The sequence below is a fragment of the Shewanella zhangzhouensis genome (assembly GCF_019457615.1).
In the GTDB taxonomy this organism is placed as follows: domain Bacteria; phylum Pseudomonadota; class Gammaproteobacteria; order Enterobacterales; family Shewanellaceae; genus Shewanella; species Shewanella zhangzhouensis.
On sequence record NZ_CP080414.1, the window covers coordinates 751926 to 773868 of the forward strand.

At 53.6% G+C, this 21943-nt stretch carries 15 protein-coding genes; 7 read left to right on the top strand and 8 right to left on the bottom strand.

The window, feature by feature from the left end:
* Nucleotide 1: 1 nt before the first annotated feature.
* Entirely contained in the window at nt 2-2476 is a 2475-nt protein-coding gene (locus K0H63_RS03250; protein ID WP_220066704.1) for a putative bifunctional diguanylate cyclase/phosphodiesterase, read from the top strand.
* On the opposite strand, the gene K0H63_RS03255 is transcribed toward K0H63_RS03250, so the two are convergent.
* The 7 genes from K0H63_RS03255 to K0H63_RS03285 all read right to left on the bottom strand — a co-directional run bounded on the left by K0H63_RS03255 (nt 2473) and on the right by K0H63_RS03285 (nt 9380).
* Nucleotides 2473-3915 carry an alkaline phosphatase gene (locus tag K0H63_RS03255; protein ID WP_258405647.1) on the bottom strand — a complete coding sequence of 481 codons (1443 nt, stop codon included), beginning with the start codon at nt 3913-3915 and terminating at the stop codon, nt 2473-2475. The genes K0H63_RS03250 and K0H63_RS03255 overlap by 4 nt on opposite strands.
* A gap of 38 nt (nt 3916-3953) precedes the next feature.
* The gene (gene gshB, locus K0H63_RS03260; RefSeq protein ID WP_220066705.1) at nt 3954-4904 is read right to left on the bottom strand and encodes a glutathione synthase; all 951 of its coding nucleotides are present in this window, start codon (nt 4902-4904) and stop codon (nt 3954-3956) included.
* A gap of 30 nt (nt 4905-4934) precedes the next feature.
* Complete coding sequence (gene rsmE, locus K0H63_RS03265) at nt 4935-5666, bottom strand: 16S rRNA (uracil(1498)-N(3))-methyltransferase (RefSeq protein WP_220066706.1); 732 nt, start codon at nt 5664-5666, stop codon at nt 4935-4937.
* A gap of 17 nt (nt 5667-5683) precedes the next feature.
* Nucleotides 5684-6412 (bottom strand): endonuclease, encoded by a 729-nt coding sequence (locus tag K0H63_RS03270; RefSeq protein WP_220066707.1) that lies wholly within the window; start codon nt 6410-6412, stop codon nt 5684-5686.
* 133 nt (nt 6413-6545) lie between these two features.
* Nucleotides 6546-7100 (bottom strand): SprT family zinc-dependent metalloprotease, encoded by a 555-nt coding sequence (locus tag K0H63_RS03275; RefSeq protein WP_220066708.1) that lies wholly within the window; start codon nt 7098-7100, stop codon nt 6546-6548.
* Between the two features lie 69 nt (nt 7101-7169).
* A complete protein-coding gene (locus K0H63_RS03280; protein WP_220066709.1) occupies nt 7170-8327 on the bottom strand; it encodes a PA0049 C-terminal domain-containing protein in 1158 nt (385 codons plus the stop codon).
* Nucleotides 8328-8468: 141 nt separating this feature from the next.
* Nucleotides 8469-9380 carry a LysR family transcriptional regulator gene (locus K0H63_RS03285; protein ID WP_220066710.1) on the bottom strand — a complete coding sequence of 304 codons (912 nt, stop codon included), beginning with the start codon at nt 9378-9380 and terminating at the stop codon, nt 8469-8471.
* A 121-nt stretch (nt 9381-9501) separates the two neighbouring features.
* Here K0H63_RS03285 and K0H63_RS03290 point away from each other — a divergent pair, with 121 nt between their 5' ends.
* The 6 genes from K0H63_RS03290 (at nt 9502) to K0H63_RS03315 (ending at nt 20990) form a co-directional block, all read left to right on the top strand.
* A complete protein-coding gene (locus tag K0H63_RS03290; protein ID WP_220066711.1) occupies nt 9502-14055 on the top strand; it encodes an ATP-binding protein in 4554 nt (1517 codons plus the stop codon).
* A gap of 296 nt (nt 14056-14351) precedes the next feature.
* The gene (locus K0H63_RS03295) at nt 14352-15599 is read left to right on the top strand and encodes a porin (RefSeq protein WP_220066712.1); all 1248 of its coding nucleotides are present in this window, start codon (nt 14352-14354) and stop codon (nt 15597-15599) included.
* A 2-nt stretch (nt 15600-15601) separates the two neighbouring features.
* Nucleotides 15602-16030, top strand: coding sequence for a type 2 periplasmic-binding domain-containing protein (locus tag K0H63_RS03300; protein WP_220066713.1), 429 nt, complete (start codon nt 15602-15604; stop codon nt 16028-16030).
* Nucleotides 16020-17606 carry a diguanylate cyclase domain-containing protein gene (locus K0H63_RS03305; protein ID WP_220066714.1) on the top strand — a complete coding sequence of 529 codons (1587 nt, stop codon included), beginning with the start codon at nt 16020-16022 and terminating at the stop codon, nt 17604-17606. Before K0H63_RS03300 ends, K0H63_RS03305 begins: the two co-directional genes overlap by 11 nt.
* 278 nt (nt 17607-17884) lie before the next feature.
* Entirely contained in the window at nt 17885-19975 is a 2091-nt protein-coding gene (gene fusA, locus K0H63_RS03310) for an elongation factor G (RefSeq protein ID WP_220066715.1), read from the top strand.
* A gap of 133 nt (nt 19976-20108) precedes the next feature.
* Entirely contained in the window at nt 20109-20990 is an 882-nt protein-coding gene (locus tag K0H63_RS03315) for a universal stress protein (protein ID WP_220066716.1), read from the top strand.
* Here the strand turns inward: K0H63_RS03315 and K0H63_RS03320 are convergent.
* Entirely contained in the window at nt 20944-21852 is a 909-nt protein-coding gene (locus tag K0H63_RS03320; protein ID WP_220066717.1) for a LysR substrate-binding domain-containing protein, read from the bottom strand. The two genes, K0H63_RS03315 and K0H63_RS03320, sit on opposite strands and share 47 nt — an antisense overlap.
* Between the last annotated feature and the right edge of the window lie 91 nt (nt 21853-21943).

The window sequence follows — 21943 nt, forward strand, 5'->3', positions numbered from 1 at the left end:
TATGAATGAGATAGCACAAAGCCGTTGGTATCTGAGCCTGAGATGGAAATTATTGGGGGCCGTGTTTGCGCTGATGAGTATTCTCACCCTGGTGCTGGGTACCTTTGCCTATCGAGAGCTTGGACATCAGCAGGCGTTTTTACTTGAATCTCAACAGCACGCATTGCAGCAGCACCTGCGCCGTGCGGTTAATCAGGCGGTGGAAGATGCCGTGAGCAGTGCTCATCAGGTGCTCCTTTACGCTGGCCCCCGTGTATATGCACCGCAAATAAGCCATAAAGATCTCAATGAGCAATGGCCGGATATGCAGCTTGCCTGGGGCATGGATGCTTTTGGACGCATTAGCTCCGTTAGCCACAGCGGCTTTTACCTTGGACGCTTGCCGGGTGACAGCGAGTACAAATGGTTCCAGCGATGGAGCAAGGCCAGCGTGCCCATTTGGCGTATTGATTGTGTGGAACGTTGCTTATTGCAAATTCAGGTGCCGGTACTGCACAACAAGGAGTCTTTCCGGTATTACCTGGAATTTGAGCTGACTAACCTGCTCAGTAGCTTCCGGGCCCAGGAAGAATTCGAGTTGGCAGTATTGGGGCCCAGGGAAAACGTAACTCAGGACTTGCTCTTCTGGGGGCGCCGTCTTTTCAGTATCAGTAATCGGACATTGAGTCTTCCCTTGCTGGAACAAGCCAAAATCCAGTGGAACTGGCAGGAAATTTCCAACAAACAGAGCCTCTATTATATTCTTGGCCACCCTTACGCGATGTGGTTTTATTCTCTGGATGCCACCGAAGATGGACCCGGGATCATAGTGCTTTGGCAGTTGGATGAATGGCATTTTCTGCTGAAAGCGTTTCAGCAAAATATGTTGGGATTACTGCTGATTGCCTTGTTGCTCACTGGCGCTACCCTTGGACTGCTGGCATGGTCACCCATCCGCCGCCTTGAGCTATACACCCGCATGCTGCCGCTGATTGCCGAGCAAAAGTTTGATGAAATCAGGACAAAATTGGGTTCGGGGCGTGTGCTGGTATCCGATGAGGTGGATGTTATGGGCCGGGCCATGATGGCGCTCACTGAACGGCAGCAAGTCCTGGAATCCGATGTCGACTCTTATACCCGAGAGCTGGAGCGGCTGGCGATGCTGGATATGCTCACAGGCTTGCCTAATAAATCAATGCTAATTCATGAGCTTAATAAATCGATTGCCTGTGTGGGGCGGGTACACGACAAGTTGGCATTGCTGTTTCTGGATCTGGATGCGTTTAAACGTATCAATGATGCCCTGGGGCACAACGAGGGCGATGAGCTGCTGAAAATCATCGCATCGCGACTGGGCAACAGTGTTCGCAGTATGGACACGGTATTCCGCCAGGGGGGCGATGAATTTTTGATTCTGCTGCGGGGTATCCGCGATGAGCAGGACGTGCGGCGGGTAATACACAAGATTTTCGCGTCGTTGCAGCAGCCTGTGGTACTGGGGAATCACAAGCTGATTGTCACCACCAGTATTGGGGTGGCCATGTGTGACTCGCCAACCACCAGTGCCGAAGAGCTGATTAAGTATGCAGACCTCGCCATGTACCAGGCCAAGGACGCCGGCCGCTCCAACTTCCGTGTCTTTACTGAAGATATGTTGCACAAGGCCAATAATCGCCTGATGGTTGAGCAGGAAATCGGCAGTGCTATCAGCGAGCGGCAACTTATGCTGTTTTTACAGCCAATCGTCTCGTTGGATGGCAGCATAATAAAGGGTTTTGAGGCCCTTATCCGTTGGTTTCATCCCCGTCGTGGCTTAATCATGCCGGGCAGTTTCATCCCCCATATCGAAGAGAGTGATGCCATTATCAAGGTTGGCAATTATGTGCTGGGCGAAGCCGTGGAAATGCTCAAGCGGTTGAGACTTCAGGGGTGGGATGATCTCTATATTGCGGTGAACTTGTCGGCCCGCCATTATCTCACACCGGGGCTGAGTGATTTTATTCGTAAATTGCTGACGGCTTCAGGCGTTCCACCAAGTTGCTTACTGCTGGAGGTGACGGAAGAGAGCGTGATTGAGCAGGTAGACAAGGCCATGGAGGTAATGCGGGAGCTGAAACTGCTGGGTGTGCGCATTGCCATTGATGACTTTGGTACCGGTTACTCATCGTTGAGTTACTTAAAGCAGCTCCCCTTTGATGTACTCAAAATTGACAGGTGCTTTACCGCTGGGGTGCTGGAGAATGGTGCCGATACCCACATAGTCACCACAGTAATAGATTTAGCGCATCATCTGGGCAGAACCGTGGTGGCCGAGGGCATTGAAACCGAACTGCAGAGGGAGTTTTTGGAAACTGCAGGTTGCGAGCTTGCCCAAGGGTATCTCTTCTCCAAACCCATCAGTGAAGACAAGGCGATGGACATCTTAACCGGCATTACCGAAGGGCGGGAGTGGCCCAGGAGCGGCGATGGCGAACTCCTGGGCAAAATGGCGGGTTAGTTGCTGGTCGCCTTGGCTTCAGTCTCTTGGCTGACTTCCGGTAGCTGAGCAGACTCTGGTACAAACTCACTCGCCTGTTCGGTGTTACTGACAGGCGCTTCCGGTGGCAGGGTTACCGAGGGGGCTGTGGGTTCTACCACAGCGGCTGCTTTTTTAGGTTTAGGCAGCAGGCTCATCATCTTTTGGGCAATTTCAGTGTTGTCCTGATGGCCGATAAAGAGTCCGGATGCGGGGCCCTGGGCAAATACCTGCACATCGAGCGCAGTGTGGCCGCCACTGGTCCAGCCGGTATAGCTGCGTTTATCCAGAATAGTTTTGATGGCAGTGCTTAAAACGTCCTGCCCTTGCATTCTCGCCCGTGAAATCGCTGCTTGCTCATCGGACTCAAGGGTAAAGCCCAATTGCGTTTCAAGCTGTTCCTGCCAGACATCGTTGGCGATGATAGCCGCCGCCATCGCATCGGGACTTGCCTTCACGCCGCGCAGCAGTGCTGCATCCCACAGGTATTGGTCATCTGCCCCTATGCTCAGACCACCGGTATTGTGATCGGCAGTAATCACCATCAGGGTATCGCCGCGGGTGCGGACGAATTCTTCCACCACTTCAATGGCGCGGGCAAACTCGTCCATCTCGGCCATGGCAGTCACTATGTCATTGTTGTGGCCGGCCCAATCAATCAGGCTGCCTTCCACCAACAGCACAAAACCTTTGTCATTCTGGGACAGGAGTTCCAACGCCTTGGCCGTGAGGCGAGAAAGCTGATGTGCGTCCGGGTTATCTATCACCCATGGCAATTGCACTTCGGCAAACAGGCCCAGCACCTTTCCACTGCTGATGGTGTCGAGCGCAGCGATGTCAGTGAGATGCTGGTAGCCCTTGGCGCGGTAGTCGGCGAGCAGTGACTCATCAAAATACTTTTGACCGCCGCCCAGCAGCACTTCGGCATTGCTGTTCAGTATAGCTGCGGCCAGCTCGTCGTAGTTTTTGCGGCTTTCATTGTGGGCCAGAAACGCGGCTGGGGTGGCATGGTTTATCTGGCTGGAGACGGCAACGCCCGTGGCTAAACCGGCTTCCCGCGCTTTCTCAAACAGGGTGGGTAGGGGAGCTTTGTTCACATCCACCGAAATGGCGCCGTTATAGCTCTTGTGGCCTGTTGCCAGCGCCGTGGCGGCGGCGGCCGAGTCGGTTACATAGCCGGACACAGGTGCCGGATAGGTGCTCGCCATCCCCGCCAGCAGACGGTCGAACACGGTTTGCTCGATTTCTTCCGTGTCCGGGTTGTCTTTAAAATAACGATAGGCCGAGGTGTAAGCCGGCCCCATGCCATCGCCAATCATGATGACCATGTTTTTGGGCTTGGATGGGGTTTTAAGCGGATCGGCCGCAGTGGCTGTCAGGGGCAGGGCCAGCAGCAACAGGGCCAATAATTTCGATGACATAGGGTTCCCCAAGGCAGAAGGGCGCCAGGCGCCCACGGTTATTTCTTATTGATACGGGCTTCGATGGCATTCATCAGCATACCTGTGATGTCCACCTCGAAAGCGGCTTCGATTTCACGGATGCAGGTCGGGCTGGTGACGTTGATTTCGGTGAGCTTGTCACCAATCACGTCCAGGCCCACAAAAATCAGCCCACGGCGCTTGAGCTCTGGCCCCAGCGCCTTGGCGATGCGCCAGTCTGATTCAGACAATGGCTGGGCCACACCGCGGCCACCTGCGGCAAGATTACCCCGGGTTTCACCCTGCTTGGGGATGCGCGCCAGGCAATAAGGAACAGGCTCACCATCCACCACCAGAATGCGCTTGTCGCCGGCGGTGATTTCAGGAATAAACACCTGGGCCATGGCGTAGCAATTGCCGTGGTTGGTGAGGGTTTCTATGATGACGCCAAGGTTCGGATCGTCCTGTTTGACGCGAAAGATAGAGGCGCCGCCCATGCCGTCCAGTGGTTTTAAGATGATGTCGCCATGCTCGGCATGGAAATCGCGGATACGGCCGGCATCGCGGGTGACCATGGTCAGAGGGGTAAACTCACTGAACCAGGCGGTAAACAGCTTTTCGTTGGCGTCCCTGAGGCTCTGCGGCTTGTTGACAATCAACACGCCCGCCTCTTCGGCGCGCTCCAGCATGTAAGTCGCGTAAATGTATTCGGTGTCAAATGGTGGGTCTTTACGCATCAGGATGACATCAAGCTCGGCCAGCGACTGCTCAATTGCATCGCCCAATTCAAACCAGCAATCGGCGTTCTGCATTACCTTGAGCGGATGCATGCGGGCGCGGGCCTCGCCTCTGACCATGGCCAGGTCCTGCATTTCCATATAAAACAGCTCATAGCCGCGATTTTGGGCGGCCATCAGCATGGCGAAGCTGGAGTCTTTCTTGATGTTGATGTCGCTGATGGGGTCCATCACTATGCCGAGTTTAATCATCTTGCGTCCTCTCATGCGGGGGAGCCGGGTTTAACCCAGATCGCCAAATTTCATTTGCAGTGCCGTAATGGCGGTCAGCGCGGCCGTTTCAGTACGAAGTACCCGGGGGCCGAGCAATACTTCGGTAAATTTGTGGGTTTCTGTCATGGCAATCTCGTCTGCGGACAGCCCGCCTTCTGGGCCAATAAGCAGCCTGACCCTGGGATTGTCCAGCACCAGGCCATTGATACCATGGTCGGCACGGGGGTGAAGATTCAATTTAAGGGCCTGTGTTTGCTCGGCGCACCAGTCTGCCAGTTCCATGACGGGGCGAACCTCTGGCACAGTGGCACGGCCGCATTGCTCACAGGCGCTGATCACGATTTTTTGCCACTGGGCAATTTTTTTATCGAGCCGCTCACCGCTGAGCTTGACGCCGCAGCGCTCAGAAAAAAGTGGCGTGATGGTGTTAACACCGAGTTCCACCGACTTTTGCAGGGTGAAATCCATACGGTCACCACGGGAGATGACCTGGCCAAGGTGCAAATGCAGCGGTGACTCACTCTGGTTGTCTTCAACTGCAACCACTTTTACCGTGAGAGACTTTTTACCTGCCGAGACTATGTCTGCCAGGTAATCTTTACCATCGCCATTGAATACCCTGATCTGCTCGCCTTCACCCATGCGAAGTACCCGACCCACATGGGCAAAGCCATCTTCATCGAGGGCAAACTCCGCTGAAGGAGACAGGTCAAGTGGCTGGAAAATTCTTGGAATTCGCATTCGGGATCCTGAAACTGTTAATCTGCCGTTTGAACATCGAGGGCGCCCGCTCTACAGCCGCGTGCGACAAAGGGATTGTGGTTACCCTGGGCGCCGGCAATAAGCTGGTCTCTCTGGCACTCAATACTATCAACTGGATAGCTTTTATCCCATGCCTCAAACAACTTTAATTGGGCAGGTGCAATCTTGAGACCGTATTGTGCCTGCATGTAAAGGTAACTGCGGGCGATGGCGCCGCGGCTTCGACGTGGTGGCTGTACGTGGCGGGCCTTAAAATCCACCACCATCTCGCACTGACCATATTGGGTTGGGGCGGCGTTCCATTCACGGAAGCGGTAGTTGCTTCTGTCGCCGTTGATTTCGCCTATGGCTGGCACCAGATTATGCAAGTCGGCCTCCATGCGCACGAAGGTGGAGTCGTTTTGAGTGCACTCCTTTCTGCCTCCCTGTTGCCAGCACTGGCGCTGGTGACCGAATTCCCAGGCCGGTACCAGATGCTCCCACTCTATCCGCTCCGCTCGTCCGGCGTTTTTACGGACCTGATAGCCGCAGCTGTTGTGGTCAACTTCCCAGCGTTTACCCTTGGTTTGAATGCTGCAGCCGCAGTAAAAGCTCTGCATCGGCAGGGCGGCATAGATTTTTTGGGCCGTACGCTTGGCTTCGGCAAAGTTTGATGGCGGCGTATTCTGGGCAAAACACAGGGGCAATGGGGCAACAAATGCTGCCAAAGCAAGTAGATAGCGCAATGGGTTTCCTGATACTGCTGGCCGCTTTTATTGCGGCTTTTTTGATTGGCTGGGATGTTAATCCAATGGGGTAGGGCTGACAACCTCAGCGCATGCCGCAGTGCGAGTGGTCATGTATTCACGCTGAGTCGCGTCAGCGTTTATCGGGCTGTTTCAGGTAGTCGCCGCAGCGACGGCAAAGATAGCGTGTCTCACCCCTGACAATTTTGTTGTGGCGCCTGACGGAGAGTGGAACCGGGCCACATTGGCAGCGGTATTCGATACTTCTGCTGACGCTGCTGGTGTCCAGACTATGGGTGGTGCGGGGGGATAGCCCAAACAGGCCTCGCATCAATGCTTGCCATTCCTTGCCGTGGGGTTTGACCTTACCGTGGAGGGAATGGGCCAGCAGATGGCAAAGCTCATGGGGGATGACTTCGGTATAGAAGATGTCCGGGTTTTCTTCCAACAGTTTGGGATTCAGCCGGATAAGGTTGTGACTGCTGTACGCCATACCTGCTGTTTTGCCCCGGATATCGAACCTCAATGTGGGCCTTGGAATGTCCCGGCCAAGTCCTGCTTCGGCCCTGAGGCAGGCGCGCTCGAGATGCAGGCAGGCATCTTCCTGAACTGCGGTTGCAGGCGTCATGGCATCTGTGGCGAGTTGTGATCTGGCAGGCCGTTTGGACTGGCGAAAAAGGGAAAACATAAGGGTCCTGGAAACAGAGGCGTTGGCATAATACCTCTGTCCCCAGGACCCAAACAAGCCTGGCGGTGTTTACAGCGTTGCGGCGGCAAGCTCAACCATGGCGCGCACCTGCTCTGCTATGGCTTTCCCTGCTTCGCCGTCATATCCGGCGACTTTGGGAGTATGGATATGACCAACGGGTAACCTGAGGCCAAACTGGTCCCTCAGCAGCACGGCGCGGTAAGAAATTTCATTGGACAGATAGCCGCCACCAGAGCCTTCCACCGAAATGGCTTCTTGAAGCTCAGCGAGGGAAGATGCATCAAAGGTGCCTCTGCCCAGGGTGGTTACCTTGCGATTGTCGTTGACCTTGTAGTTGCCCGGCGCCGCTTGCATGGCTGTCACAGGTAACGAGAACTCCACGAATTCATCCCCATTGAGTGACTTCCCGTTCAGCATGGGGGCTATGGGTTGGGTTTTGGTGGCGCCGGTGAGCACATTCAGGTTATCCGGGGCCTCGGCGCTGCGGTTGCGGCCGGGGAAACGTTCGAGGTCGAAATCATCCCGTCCCATGCTCACGGTAAATACCGCATCAATGGAGCGCTTGCGATAGAAGGGAGTCAGCAGTGATTCAATCATGCCCTGATCGAAATCGGCAAAGCGCACCGGGATCATAACGGTTTCAATCTGCGCCTGCTTGCCGCCTACCTTGAATTTATAGCCATCCAGCATCAACGCGGTAATACCCGACGGGTTGCTCTGGCCAATGTTGCGATCGAGGAAGAAGGGGTCAAAGCCGGTGAGCAGAATACGAATTTGCACATCGTCACCAAAATGGATATCCGAAAAACCCCGGGAGGCTGTTTCCACGGCGCGCACCAGAATATCTCTTTGCCAGGGCACAATGGCATAGCCGGCCTTGTCCTGCTTTAAACTGGCTCGCATAGCCAATCTCGCCCAATACAAGCTGCGGTCATCGATATGACCGGACTGCACATCCCGCACCGCCTGCTGCCACAGCCGAATGCCCTGATATGCCATCGCCTGGGTCACGGCCTTTTCTTCGTTGCCGGCGGCCAATTTGTCTTTGAGGCCGTCAATCAGCCCCTGATAGCGGCTTGCCACTTCACCGAGGTCGCTGTTTGCCTTGGCAAGTCGCAGTTCTTCCACGTCGAGATTGGCCTGTGCCAGGAGGGGGAGAGTACCCAGACCAGCAACGAACAGAGCAGGGAGCATACGCTTTAACATGGGGCATCCTTAACGACAAAATTCATCTTTCAGACTATGGGGTTAGCTTTAGTTTAGTCAAACTTTAGGGGTACCACAGCATGGGGGAAAAGGCGAGCTTTTCGGTCTCGCCATGATGAATAGGCGGATAATATGAGTGTCTTAGCCCATCATGCCAAGCAGGGACTCCTGACTGCCGAAACGCTTGATAAAGAAGTCCAGAAACACACTGATGTTGGTGGCCAGCTGTTTACGGCTGGAATAGACGCCATACACCTTAAAAGGCTCCATGGGCCACTCGGGGAGTATGGGCAGCAGGGCGCCGCTGGCGAGATCTTTCTTGCACTGGGCATGGGACAACATGGCAATGCCAAAATCATCCAATGCGAATTGACGTACCATCACAGCGCTGTTTACCCGCACCTTGCGATTGAAACTGACCATGGTTTTACGGCCCCCTTTGCCCAGGGGCCAGATGGGGGCTGAGCGTGTGGTGCCAAGTAGAATGCCGGCATGCTGCCCCAGCTCTTTTGGCGTGGCGGGGGTGCCGTACTTTTTCAGATAGCCGGGACTTGCCACCAAAATGGGCTGACGCTCAAACAGTAATCTCGCCACATTGTCGGAAGGTTGCAGTGGGCCATACTTGATGGCGATATCGTAGCCTTCACCCACCAGACCCACATCCGAGTCGGTAAACTGCACATCGAGTTCCACACTGGGATAGAGGCGTAAAAAGCCACTGCACAAATTGGCGATTAATTCCTGGCTGAACGAGACGGGGATGGCGATGCGAAGGGAGCCGGAAACGTCCGCGTGGGTATGCTCGATCACCGCCTTGGCTGCCTCAAGCTCATTCACTATGGTTTCGCAGTGCTGATAAAAAAGGGTGCCGACCTGGGTGAGGCTCAAATTGCGGCTGTCACGCTGTAGCAGTCGTACGCCAAGTTCTTCTTCCAGTTGAGCAACTTTACGACTAATGGTGGATTTTGGCATGCCAATATCCCGGGCCGCCTGGCTGAAACCCTGAGATCTGACCACTGCGGCAAATAGCGCCATCCCATTCAAATCTGGCATGTTTTTTCTATCGTCTCAAAAATGGAACAAAGCGTCCAAGGCAGTTTAATGGTATTTGCAAACCGAAGGAAGGTATATTTGATGGCTAAAAATTTTCAGAGGCTTAGCAGAGGATCTCTTAATGACCACCAACAAGCAGCCCAAAAACATGACTCAAGCACAAAAGCCTGATCCGCTGTTTCTGCAAGCGGAACACCTGGCAAAGGATTTTTCGCTGTTCCCTGAGCACAGCAAACAAAGTTTATCTGAGGAAATCAAAGGTCTGTTGGACGATGCTGCCATCCAGACTAACCTCAAGTCTCTGGCAAAACTGGATGTGGACGGCTATGTCGCCAAGGTCATTCAGCCAACCCAGGACAAAAGCCGCCCCGGCGCCAAGCGTATTATTGCCGATCTCAAGGGTAAGGTCATCACAGAGACCCATATGGGCTCTTTCTACAGCGCTGAAGTGGACCTGAACTTTGGCAGCCGTACCCGTCGTATCGGTTTTGTTGCCCAGGAACGTACCACCGCCAACGGCGCCTGGATGCCTGAGCATCACCTGGCGGCCTGCAAGGCTATTCGTCATTTCGCCGAATTGTCCATGCCCATCGTTTACCTCATCGACACACCCGGTGCCGATGCCGGTGAGATTGCCAACAGCAACAACCAGGCACACTCCATTTCCAAGGCCATCGCCGAGAGTGCCAACGTTGATGTGCCAACCGTGGGTATCGTGATTGGTGCCGGTTATTCCGGTGGTGCGATTCCACTGGCGGCTGCCAACATTCTGCTCTCTCTGCGTGATGGTATCTTCAACACCATCCAGCCTCAGGGTCTGCAGAGTATTGCCCGCAAGTACAACCTCTCCTGGCAGGAATGTGCCAAGTCTGTTGGTGTGTCCCCAGAGGAACTGTATAACGCAGGTTGCATCGACGGCATCATCGACTTCTCGCCTTCCGACCGCGATGAGCGTCAGCACAATCTGCGCCGCGCCATCATCAGCTCTATTGAGGCTGTTGAGCGCGCAGCTGTTAACTTCGTTAAAGAATCTAAAGATCTGCGCGAGCACTACGAGCGCAGTCTGACCCGTTTCCTCAACCCTTCAAACAGCCTCAAGGCGCTGGAAAGCACGGCCGACATGGCGGTGGCGAGCAGCCCCACCATGCACCTTAACCTGTTCGGCAGTGCTTACCGTTATCTGCGTTACCTGACGCTGCGCAGCCGTATCCACTCCATCTCCATGGAGCAGTATGGCCGCCTGTCCAAGGTGAGCGTACCCGAGGGTGACTTGCTGGATCGTATCCAGAAGGAGCAGGAAAAGGTATTCCAGGCCTGGTTGTCTGCGCCGGATAAAGTGGTATACGACGAAGAGCTGTCCAAGCTGTGGAATAACTTTGTCAACAAACGCAGTGAAGTCAGCACCGAACGTAACATGCTGACCCGTTTGATTTTGGGTGAACCAAAAGAGAACTACAAAAAAGCCAAAAAAGCGCTGCTGTTCAACATCGGCTGGTCTTTGTACCACCGCTGGAAGTCCAACGCTGCCAACAACTTCAAAGGACTTATCCATTATCTGGAAACCCTGCCTGCCGAGGTGACCGAGGCCAACTGGCCTGAGCTGAACAACCTCACTGTGCTGGATGTGGTGGTGAATAAGGAACTGCGCGAAGATTTTATTTGGCAGTGCTATAACATCCTTATTTTCAACGCCCTGTATGACAACGTGGTGGGTAGTCTGGCCTCTATCGCTAAAGAAGCCATGATGAGCAAGAGTCTGTCCCGTGCCTCGGTTGACAGCCTGCTGCACAAGGCCATCGACCGCGCCCTGTCCACCCAGGACATTGCCAACGACAAGAGCAAGTTCTACAAGTGGCTGAAGTACTTCATGTCTCAGTCAAACCGTGCCGAACTGCTGACCAAGACCGAACAGTGGAAGAGCGTGGGCTTCCCACAGCTGAACGACTCGCTGTTCGTGATCCTGACGTACTTCTTCGAGCGTCTGTTGCCCGAATACTTCGACAGTGAAGACGATACCGGCAAGTACACCGGTGCCATCAACCCTGTGCGTATCGGTCGTCGTAAAGACTTCTGGAACCGTCTGACCATGGGTTACCAGGATCTGCTGATCCAGAAGGTGCTCCGCGACGAGAAGAAAGCCGGCAAGATGACCTGGGAAAACGTCATCAATAAGTTCTTCAGCAATTTTGATGAACTGAACGGCGACAAGATGACCGCCAATCTGCTCAACTTCCCCGGCTTCCGTCTGTCGATTGAAGACGCGCTGGACAAGGGCATTCGTCCTTGCGGCCTTATCACAGGTATGGCTGACTTTGAGCACAAGGGGGCTTCACTCAAGGTAGGTATCGCCGTTTCCAACACCGCCTTCCAGGCCGGTGCTTTCGATATGGCTTCCGCCGAGAAGTTCTCTGCACTGCTTATCGAGTGTGCCAAGCGCCACATGCCAGTGATCTGCTTTATCTCTTCCGGTGGTATGCAGACCAAAGAAGGTGCAGCAGCCCTGTTCTCCATGGCCGTGGTAAACGATCGTATCACCCGCTTTATCCGTGACAACGAACTGCCGGTTCTGATGTTCGGTTTCGGTGACTGTACCGGTGGTGCCCAGGCATCTTTCGTGACTCACCCACTGGTGCAGACCTATTACCTGTCAGGCACCAATATGCCGTTCGCAGGGCAAATGGTGGTACCTGCTTATCTGCCGTCCACTTCAACCCTGTCGAACTACCTGTCGAAGGTGCCGGGCGCCATGAATGGCCTGGTGTATAACCCCTTCAGCGACACTCTGGATTCTCAGCTGGCCAGCATTGACCCATTGATGCCAATGCCAACCCAGAAGATTGAAGAAGTTATCAAGGGCGCTATCTCTACTCTGGTGCCTGAGGCTCAGGTGGTGGACGAAGAAATCCGTCAGGATGATCCCCGAGCCCTGATGAAGCCTATCGACAAGGTACTGGTACATGCCCGTGGCTGTACTGCGGTGAAGCTTATCCGTAAGGCCCATGACAACAACATCAACGTGGTGTTGGTGGCGTCCGACCCGGATATGACTGCCGTTCCGGCCGATATGCTGAAGGAAAACGACAAGCTGGTATGTCTGGGTGGTAACACCTCTGACGAATCCTACCTGAATGCCTACTCTGTGCTGAAAGTGGCCGAATACGAAAACGTAGACGCCCTGCACCCAGGTATCGGCTTCCTGTCAGAGAGCCCACAGTTTGCTGCTTTGTGTGTAAACAATGGCGTTAACTTCGTCGGTCCAAGCGTGCACTCCATGACTACCATGGGTAACAAGTCCAACGCAATCAAGACCTCTCAGGCGCAGAACGTCCCAGTGGTACCTGGTTCACACGGTATTCTGTCCAACGCCGAGCAGGCGGTGAACGTGGCCAGTGAAATCGGTTACCCAGTGCTGCTTAAAGCGGTACAAGGCGGCGGTGGTAAGGGTATCCAGGTGGTAAAACGCCCAGAGGATATGATCCCACTGTTTATGAAGACCTCTACCGAAGCGGCTGCCGCATTCGGTAACGGTGACCTGTACCTCGAGAAGTACGTGACCTCGCTGCGTCATATCGAAGTGCAGCTGCTTCGCGATAAGTTTGGCAACGCCAAGGTATTGGGTCTGCGTGACTGCTCGGTACAGCGTAATAACCAGAAGGTTATTGAAGAATCTGGTTCTACCATGCTGCCACCTGAGCTGAAGCAGCAAGTGATGGCTTACACCAAGTCATTGGGTGATGCCGTGGACTATATGGGTGCAGGTACTGTGGAGTTTATCTACAACCTGGATGCCAATGAAGTTTACTTCATGGAAATGAACACCCGTCTGCAGGTAGAACACCCTGTAACCGAGGCCACCTCGGGTATCGACATCGTTTCTGCCCAGTTTGACATTGCCGCGGGTCGCTCAATCGAAGATCTGGAGCCTCAGGAAATCGGTTACGCCATGGAAGTGCGTGTGACTGCTGAGAAGGCCGCCCTTGACAGCAACGGCGTACTGCAGCTGGTTCCAAACCCAGGCAAGATCACCGAATGCGTGATGCCAGAGCGTGACGATGTGGAAATTATCTCCATCGCCGCCGAAGGTAAGGAAGTATCGCCATACTACGACAGCCTGATAGCCCAGATCATCATCCGTGGTGAGTCCCGTGAAGACGTGGTCACCAAGATGTACGACTACCTGGACAGCGTAGTGATTAAAGGTATTGCGACTAACATTCCGCTTCTCAAGCGTATCCTCAAGGATGCCACCTTTAACGAAGGCGTGTACGACACCAACTACCTGCCTCGTCTGATGGCTGAGCTGGATATCCCTGAGCTGATTGCCGAGATGGAAGCCGCAGCCGAAACCCAGGGCGTGGATACCGAGTCGCTGCGTGTGGGTGACTCCAACGAGCTGAAAGTATTGGCACAGGGCGCGGGTATCTTCTATAGCTCGCCTGCTCCGGGTGAACCTGAGTTTGTCCGTGAAGGTGACATTGTGACCACCGACACCACGCTGGCGCTGACCGAAGCGATGAAGATGTTCTCCCAGGTCACTCTGGCAAGCTTTAACCGCAAGGGCGCCGTGCTCTATCCGGAAGACAAGAAGTACCGCATCGAGCGTATTTTGAATACCAACGGTCAACAGGTGTCTCAGGGCGATCTGCTGTTTGTGGTGTCTCCGGTAGAAGACTGATAGCGTATTGCTGACATAACTCCATCAGGAGACGGGTTGTAAAACCCGGTAAAAACCCGCCCCAGAGGCGGGTTTTTTTATTGACTGTCCCCACAAAAAACGGTGTTCGCTACATATTATGCAAAACCGTACCTTTATGAGTATGTTACAAAGATTTATAATCTTGGTTAAAGTGACTTTGGGGCAGGTCTTTCATCCGTTAAGCCTGCTGCTTCCAATACGGCAATGATCAGAAAAAGATTCTAAGCTGTTGGTAACGCGATAGATAAAACGCGCTATAGCCGGGGAGAGTAATTTTGCACAAATTCGTAGCAGCAGGCCTTATTGGGCTGATGTTTGCGGGATGGGCACACGCGGAAACGGGCGTCCGGTTCAGTGGGTTTGGTAGCCTTGGCGCCATCTACAACGACAGTGACAACCTTGGCTTTCACCGCGATTACACTATGGATGCCGTGGGACAGGGTTGGTCCACCGCTGGCGACACCCTGCTGGGGTTACAGCTCAACGCTGAGATATCGGGCAGCTTTGATGCTGTGGCTCAGATGGTCTTTAAAGACAGAGTCAGCAACGGACTTTCAGATAATCTGGAATGGTTGTTTCTGCGTTATCGCCCCAACAACAACTGGGCATTCAGGGCTGGCCGATTGGGGCTCGATCTTTACATGCTCACCGAGTACAGAGACGTGGGCTATGCCTACTCCTGGGTTCGTCCCATTCCCGAGTTTTATAATCTCATCTCCTCTATCAGTCGCTATGAAGGCGCCGATATCACCTATCGGCGAGATATAGGCGAGCTTAACTTCGAGGCCAAGCTGGCCTTTGGCGAAACCGACGTGAAACTGGAAGGGCCCGAGCAGGATGTGTTGCTGACCCTGGATAACATCCTGGCCCTGACACTGTCGCTGTCGGGGGACGATTGGCTGGTGCGTGCCGCTATGGCGCAGGCCGATACCTCCGGAACCAACGCCGATACCAATATGCTGTTGGATGCGCTGCGCGCCGTGCCTGTCGCTCTTTGGCCCCAGGCCGGGACTTTGGCTCAGGAAATCGCCTTTGAAGAGATGCTTTCGCGTTATTACGCCCTTGGCTTCCAATTCGATGATGGCCAGTGGATTGTGCAATCGGAGCTTGGATACACAAAATCCGATTGGCGTTTGCTGCAGCCCTATGTGTCGGGTTACGTCAGTGTGGGGCGTCGATTCGACGATCTCACGCTTTACGCCGTATATGCGCAGGTAGAAAACACCAGGGAGGCGCCCGAGATTGAGCTGCCGGCTTCATTGCCTTATTTGTCTGAACCTGAAAAGAATGCCCTGCTGACGCTGCATCAAGCCGCTCAATACAGTTATCAGGCGTCCCGTCTGGCACAGAGTACGTATTCACTGGGCCTGAGATGGGACTTTTACGAAGACATGGCGTTAAAACTGCAGTGGGATCACTCGGAGATAGACCCCAAGGGCTCCAGTCTGTGGGTTCGGGCATATCCCATGGGCCATGATGACAGGGTCAACCTGTTTTCCGTTAATCTAAGCTTTACCTTCTGACTATGAAAATATTAATAATCAGTTTGATAGCTTGGTTACTCGTATTCTTTCCAGCCAGGGCAGACGATGCCCTGTATGTGGTGGTGAATGCGAAAAACGGTATTGAAAATTTGAGCCATCATGAAGTGGTCGATATTTTTATGGGGCGCGACCGAGCCTTTCCGGACGGAAACAAGGTCACGGTATTCGATAACAGCAGCGACACCGAGACCCGGGCACTATTTTACCGGCAGCTGGTCAATCGCAGTCTGGCACAGGTAAGCAGTTACTGGGCTCGATTACAGTTTTCTGCGCGGGTCACACAACCCAGGGAAGTAGACCAACGGCAAGCTTTACTTGAGCTGATGAACAGTACCCCCTCGGGTATTACTTTTGTCAAAAGCACCGAACTGGACCCGGCATTAAAGGTGGTATACAAATTTGATCCCTAATCGCCAGAAGCTTTATGTCAAAGTTGCCGTTGCCATTGCGGTGGGAGCCTTTCTCGCGGCGGTGGTCGCCTGCCTCTATTTTTTCTGGGATGCCAGGGAAACCAAGCTCAGGGAAGTCAAAAATCAACTTGGGCAAATCGCTTTAACGGTGCAAAAAACGGCCTCAGTTGCGCTTTACGTCAAGGACGTGGAACTGGGTAAAGAAATCGTTGAGGGTCTTGAGGTCAATGACCTGGTGGCTGGCGCTTTGCTTACCGCAGACAGCGGCGACTGGGTGAGTTCCAGGGGTTTTGTCGCAGATGATGTGCTGCAGGTGCTGGAATTCGATATTCCCCATCCGTTCTTTGCCGGTGAAGTGCTGGGCAAGCTCAGATTGCTGCCAAATAACGAATACATCCAATCGAGGGCGACCGAGGTTGCACTCAAACAAGCGTGGATGTTGGTGCTTCAATCGGCGTTGATTGCTCTGCTGGTTTCCCTGTTGGTGCATAAAACCCTGACAGCGCCGTTAAATCGCCTGACCTCGAACTTTGAGAATATTAAGCCCGGTGACAATAACCCGCTCAGCGTGCCCAAATACCATGCTCAGGATGAAATAGGCAGCCTGGTGCGGGGAATCAATCAGCTGGTGGCCAACCTGAATCAATCCATCGAAAAAGAGCGCAGCTTACGGCAAAGGACAGAGCTGCTTGAGCGTAAATTCCGGCTCATTTTTGAAAGAGCCAGCGCCGGTATTTGCTTGATTGACCCAGGCAATCATGTGCTCGTTGCCAACGAGGCATTCCAGCGTTTGTGTGGCACTGAATCCATCGACAATCAACCGGCCCTCAGCCACTGGTTCGAAGAAGAAGCCGAATTAGCGCGTTTTTTTGATGAGCTAAGAGGGAACGCAAATCTCAATCACGTGGAAATGGAGCTGCAACTGCGAAGTCAGCAAAGCGACCAACTCAAATGGGTCCATTGCCTGTTTTCCAAAGTGGAGGACAGCACTCAGACGCTGATCGAAGTGATGATGTACGACATCACTGAACGCACCTATCGGGAACGAATGATTCGGTTTGAAGCCGAGCATGACCCTTTAACCCAGCTTAAAAATCGCCGCTCAGGTGAACGCCTGTTGGTTGATATGATGCGAAAAGCCGATCAAACCAGGACGCTGATGGGCGTGCTGCTGATTGATTTGGATAAATTCAAACCTGTGAATGATATCTATGGCCACGAAGCCGGTGATTCTGTATTGAAAACCGTTGCCGAACGCCTGGTGAAGCTGGCAGGCAAGGGTATTACCATCCGTTGGGGCGGCGATGAGTTTCTGATTGGCATTCCCGATGTTGATGAGGATTACAACAAGCTGCGTCAACTTGCCCAGGAAATATTGGTTCAGATATCCAGGCCGGTAGCCATTCGGGGTAGTCTTTCCTGCGAAGTGGGCGCCAGCGTGGGGATTGCCATTTATCCCCACCACGGCCATACCCTGGAGGCGCTGCTTGAGGCTGCAGACGTTGCCATGTATGAGGTCAAGGAGCAGGGGCGGGGGAGTTTTCGCATTGGCAGGATTTCTTCCGGTGCAGCCTGAACAAAAAAACCGCCATGGCAACGGCAGCTTAACTCGGTGTCCGTGCAAAAAAACAGCGAATTTATTTGCCAGAGATAAACTGCTTTAAGGTTGATTTTTAACCGTTTTTGGCCCGGCTAACTCTGTAGCTGCTGTTTTGTCAGCTAAAAAACGTCTAAGCAGTTTGCGCCCGACGCCCTTCCCAATTACAATATGCGCCTCAAATCCTGATGTGTGGTCTGCTGCTTTTTTGTGGCATACTCCGTCTACTTTTATAAACCAAGCAAAAAAGTTGAATCATGACCGATTTATCAAAATACAGAAACATTGGTATTTTCGCTCACGTTGACGCGGGTAAAACCACGACCACCGAGCGTATCCTCAAGCTGACCGGTAAAATCCACAAACTGGGCGAAGTTCACGATGGCGCTTCTACCATGGACTTCATGGATCAGGAAGCAGAGCGTGGTATTACCATTCAGTCTGCTGCCACCACCTGTTTCTGGAAAGGTCACCGCTTTAACGTAATCGACACCCCCGGTCACGTTGACTTCACAGTTGAAGTTTATCGTTCTCTGAAGGTTCTGGACGGCGGTATCGGTGTATTCTGCGGTAGCGGCGGTGTAGAACCACAATCAGAAACCAACTGGCGTTATGCCAACGAGTCTGAAGTAGCTCGTTTGATCTTCGTAAACAAGCTGGACCGTATCGGTGCCGACTTCCTGCGCGTAGTTGGTCAGGTTAAGAAAGTACTGGCTGCCAACCCGCTGGTAATGACTCTGCCTATCGGCCGCGAAGACGAATTCACAGGCGTTGTAGACGTACTGAACCGTCAGGCTTTCGTGTGGGATGATTCTGGTCTGCCAGAAAACTACACTGTGACCGACGTTCCTGCCGACATGGTAGACCTAGTTGAAGAATACCGTGAAATGCTGGTTGAGACTGCCGTTGAGCAGGACGACGACCTGATGGAAGCTTACATGGAAGGTGAAGAGCCTTCTATCGAAGACCTGAAGCGTTGTATCCGTAAGGGTACCATCAACCTGTCCTTCTTCCCCACCTTCTGCGGCTCTGCGTTCAAGAACAAAGGTATGCAGCTGGTACTGGATGCCGTAGTTGACTACCTGCCTTCTCCAACTGAAGTTGAGCCTCAGCCTCTGACCAACCCAGACACTGGTGAAGAGACTGGCGAAGTTGCTACCGTTTCTGTAGACGAGCCACTGCGCGCTCTGGCGTTCAAGATCATGGATGACCGTTTCGGCGCCCTGACCTTCGTACGTATCTACTCTGGTAAGATGAAGAAGGGTGACACCATCCTGAACTCTGCTACCGGTAAAACTGAACGTATCGGCCGTATGGTGGAAATGCACGCCAACGATCGTAACGAAATCGACTCTGCCCAGGCTGGTGACATCATTGCCGTTGTGGGTATGAAGAACGTTCAGACCGGTCACACCCTGTGTGATCCTAAGCACGAATGTACTCTCGAACCTATGATCTTCCCAACTCCAGTAATCTCTATTGCTGTGACTCCGAAGGACAAAGGTGCTTCTGAGAAGCTGGGCGTTGCTCTGGGTAAGATGGTTGCTGAAGATCCATCATTCCAGGTTGAAACCGACCAGGAAACCGGTGACACCATCCTGAAAGGTATGGGTGAACTGCACCTGGACATCAAGGTAGACATCCTGAAGCGTACTTTCGGCGTTGAGCTGACTGTAGGTGCTCCACAGGTAGCCTACCGTGAGACCATCACTGCCGCCATCGAAGACAGCTACACTCACAAGAAGCAGTCTGGTGGTTCTGGTCAGTACGGTAAGATTGACTACCGCATCCGTCCTGGTGAGCCAGGTACCGGCTTCAGCTTCAAGTCAGCTGTAGTAGGTGGTAACGTACCTCGTGAATTCTGGCCTGCCGTAGAGAAAGGCTTCGAAGAAATGATGGGTCAAGGTCCTCTGGCTGGCTTCCCAGTACTGGACGTTGAAGTTGAGCTGTTCGACGGTGCTTACCACGCAGTTGACTCCTCTGCCATCGCGTTCGAAATCGCCGCTAAAGGTGCATTCCGTCAGTCCATGCCTAAGGCCAAGCCACAGCTGCTCGAGCCTATCATGAAGGTTGACGTGTTCACTCCAGACGATCACGTAGGTGACGTAATCGGTGACCTGAACCGTCGTCGCGGTATGATCAAGGATCAGGAAGCTGGTCTGACTGGCGTACGCGTTAAGGCAGACGTACCGCTGGCCGAAATGTTCGGTTACATCGGTCACCTGCGTACCATGACTTCTGGTCGTGGTCAGTTCTCCATGGAGTTCTCTCACTACTACACCTGTCCTGCCAACGTGGCTGAGACTGTAATTGCTGAGACCAAGGCCAAGAACGCTGCCAAGAAGTAATTAATACTTCGGTCCATAAAAACCCGCCCATATGGCGGGTTTTTTTATGCCTGTAATTTGAGTTATTCAGTTTGAATCAAGCATGGCGGCTTAGACTGGTGTCAAAAGACCCTATTTAAAGGAGGGACTCTTGATGAGCAAGGTCTTTGTGATTGTCGGACAGGATGGTCAATCAACCGCAGCATTGCAAACGGCGCTGGAAATCGCCGATGCAATGGCTCTTACACCCAAGGTTTACGCCTATGGGCATGCCTATTTTTCCGGTGCCGAGTACTATAATCCCCGCCTTGCAGGCGCTGCGCGACAAAGGCTACTCGAATGCCTCCATGATGAGCTGGAGACGGCGTTGGCCACTCTGCAACGGCAGGATGTGGCTTATGAGGCAGTGTGGAGTAAGCGCCTGCACGAGCATGCACTTCCCCAGGCGGCCAGTGAGGGCTATTCGTTGATGATAAAGGGCATCGAAGGCGCCGAGTCACCGGAGCCCGAAGATTGGCAGCTTATCAGGCACACCAAGGTGCCGCTGATGCTGCTCACCGCCAATCCCCTCGCGCGGGGGCGGCTGGTACTGATGGCGGTCGACCTGGATGCGACCAGTGCGGATAAACAGCTTCTCAATCGACTGGTGCTGGAACAGGGACAGCACCTTGCCAGTGCGCTTAATCTCCCTTTACACCTCGCCTGTGTGGTGCGGGTGCCCAGGGTGCTGCGGGAGCTGGATATCATTACTCCCCATGAAATCCTTATCGCAGCCCATGAAAAGCACCGGGATACTCTGGCGCAATTTGGCCTGCCACCGGAGCAGGTCCATCTGGTTGTCGGGGACCCTGCCCAGTGCCTCTATCAGCTCAGCAGCAGTTTAAAAGCTCAATACCTGGTGATGGGAGCACGCCAAAGGGAGGGCATATTCGGTGCCTCCATTGGCAGCACCGCAGAGCAGTTGGTGCACAAACTCAGGTGTAATCTGCTTATTCTGCCGCCGGATGCGCAGTGGCTCGGCCCCTATCACGACTGAGGGCCAGAAAGGCGGCCGCCGCAGGGGTCAGGTGCAGATGACTGCGCCAGATGAGTGCCAGATCCCACGTATGGCCGCCACTCAATGGCCTGAAACAGAGCGACTTGTCGGTTAATTTTTCACAAATGGGGGCGGGCAGTATGGCCAGCCCCATATTGGCTTCCACCATGCTTGCCAAAAAGTCCCACTGGCCACTGCGATAGGCTACATTCAGCTCTACTCCGGCATTTCTTGCCAGGCTGTCGAGCAGCTTTGCCAGCGCAAAATCCTGGTTGTACATGATAAAGGGATGGGAGCCAAAGTCGCACCAGTCGAGGGCGGCTTTGTTCGCAAGCTTGTGGCCTGCCGGCAGGCATGCGAGCAGGGGATAAGCTGTCAACGGCTGCGCGGTCAGTTCATCGGCGTGGGTTGCGGGCAGGGCGGTAAAGGCAATATCCAGATTGTTTGCCAGCAGTGCCTTCTCACAGCCGAAGCCCCCGTACTCGAACATCTCCAATCTGACCCCGGGATACCTGGCCCGAAATGCGGTAAGGAGTTCAATCACCAGGCTGCTCATCATAGGACACACGCCCAGACGTAAGTATCCCCGTTGTACCCCGCGAAGGTTTGATAAGTCTTCTTCCAATAAATGCCACTGCCCCAGAATTTCTCTCGCGTGTTCAAGCAAGAGTTCGCCCGCCTGGGTCAGTGACAGCTTTTGATTGGTGCGGATGATGAGCTGCTGCTGCCAATGGTCTTCCAGTCGTTGCAGCATCTTGCTCAGTGTGGGCTGAGTTAGGTGCAGTTTTTCGGCCGCGCGGGTAAAACTGCCGGTCTCGGCAAGGGTCACAAAACAGTGCAAGTTCTTGATTGGAATGTTCATGCCAATATGGAATGGAAGCGATGGAATAGATTCATTTTACTTATTGATGGCCGGGAGATACCTTGAGCTGCATCTCAGCTTTGGAGGAATT

Bases quoted from the DNA above. Each gene is read 5' to 3' on its own strand.
- fusA (WP_220066715.1), top strand. From the start codon at position 17,885: ATGACCGATTTATCAAAATACAGAAACATTGGTATTTTCGCTCACGTT.
- K0H63_RS03300 (WP_220066713.1), top strand. From the start codon at position 15,602: ATGAAAATATTAATAATCAGTTTGATAGCTTGGTTACTCGTATTCTTT.
- K0H63_RS03280 (WP_220066709.1), bottom strand. From the start codon at position 8,327: ATGTTAAAGCGTATGCTCCCTGCTCTGTTCGTTGCTGGTCTGGGTACT.
- K0H63_RS03275 (WP_220066708.1), bottom strand. From the start codon at position 7,100: ATGTTTTCCCTTTTTCGCCAGTCCAAACGGCCTGCCAGATCACAACTC.
- K0H63_RS03285 (WP_220066710.1), bottom strand. From the start codon at position 9,380: ATGCCAGATTTGAATGGGATGGCGCTATTTGCCGCAGTGGTCAGATCT.
- gshB (WP_220066705.1), bottom strand. From the start codon at position 4,904: ATGATTAAACTCGGCATAGTGATGGACCCCATCAGCGACATCAACATC.
- K0H63_RS03250 (WP_220066704.1), top strand. From the start codon at position 2: ATGAATGAGATAGCACAAAGCCGTTGGTATCTGAGCCTGAGATGGAAA.
- K0H63_RS03320 (WP_220066717.1), bottom strand. From the start codon at position 21,852: ATGAACATTCCAATCAAGAACTTGCACTGTTTTGTGACCCTTGCCGAG.
- rsmE (WP_220066706.1), bottom strand. From the start codon at position 5,666: ATGCGAATTCCAAGAATTTTCCAGCCACTTGACCTGTCTCCTTCAGCG.
- K0H63_RS03290 (WP_220066711.1), top strand. From the start codon at position 9,502: ATGACCACCAACAAGCAGCCCAAAAACATGACTCAAGCACAAAAGCCT.
- K0H63_RS03255 (WP_258405647.1), bottom strand. From the start codon at position 3,915: ATGTCATCGAAATTATTGGCCCTGTTGCTGCTGGCCCTGCCCCTGACA.
- K0H63_RS03315 (WP_220066716.1), top strand. From the start codon at position 20,109: ATGAGCAAGGTCTTTGTGATTGTCGGACAGGATGGTCAATCAACCGCA.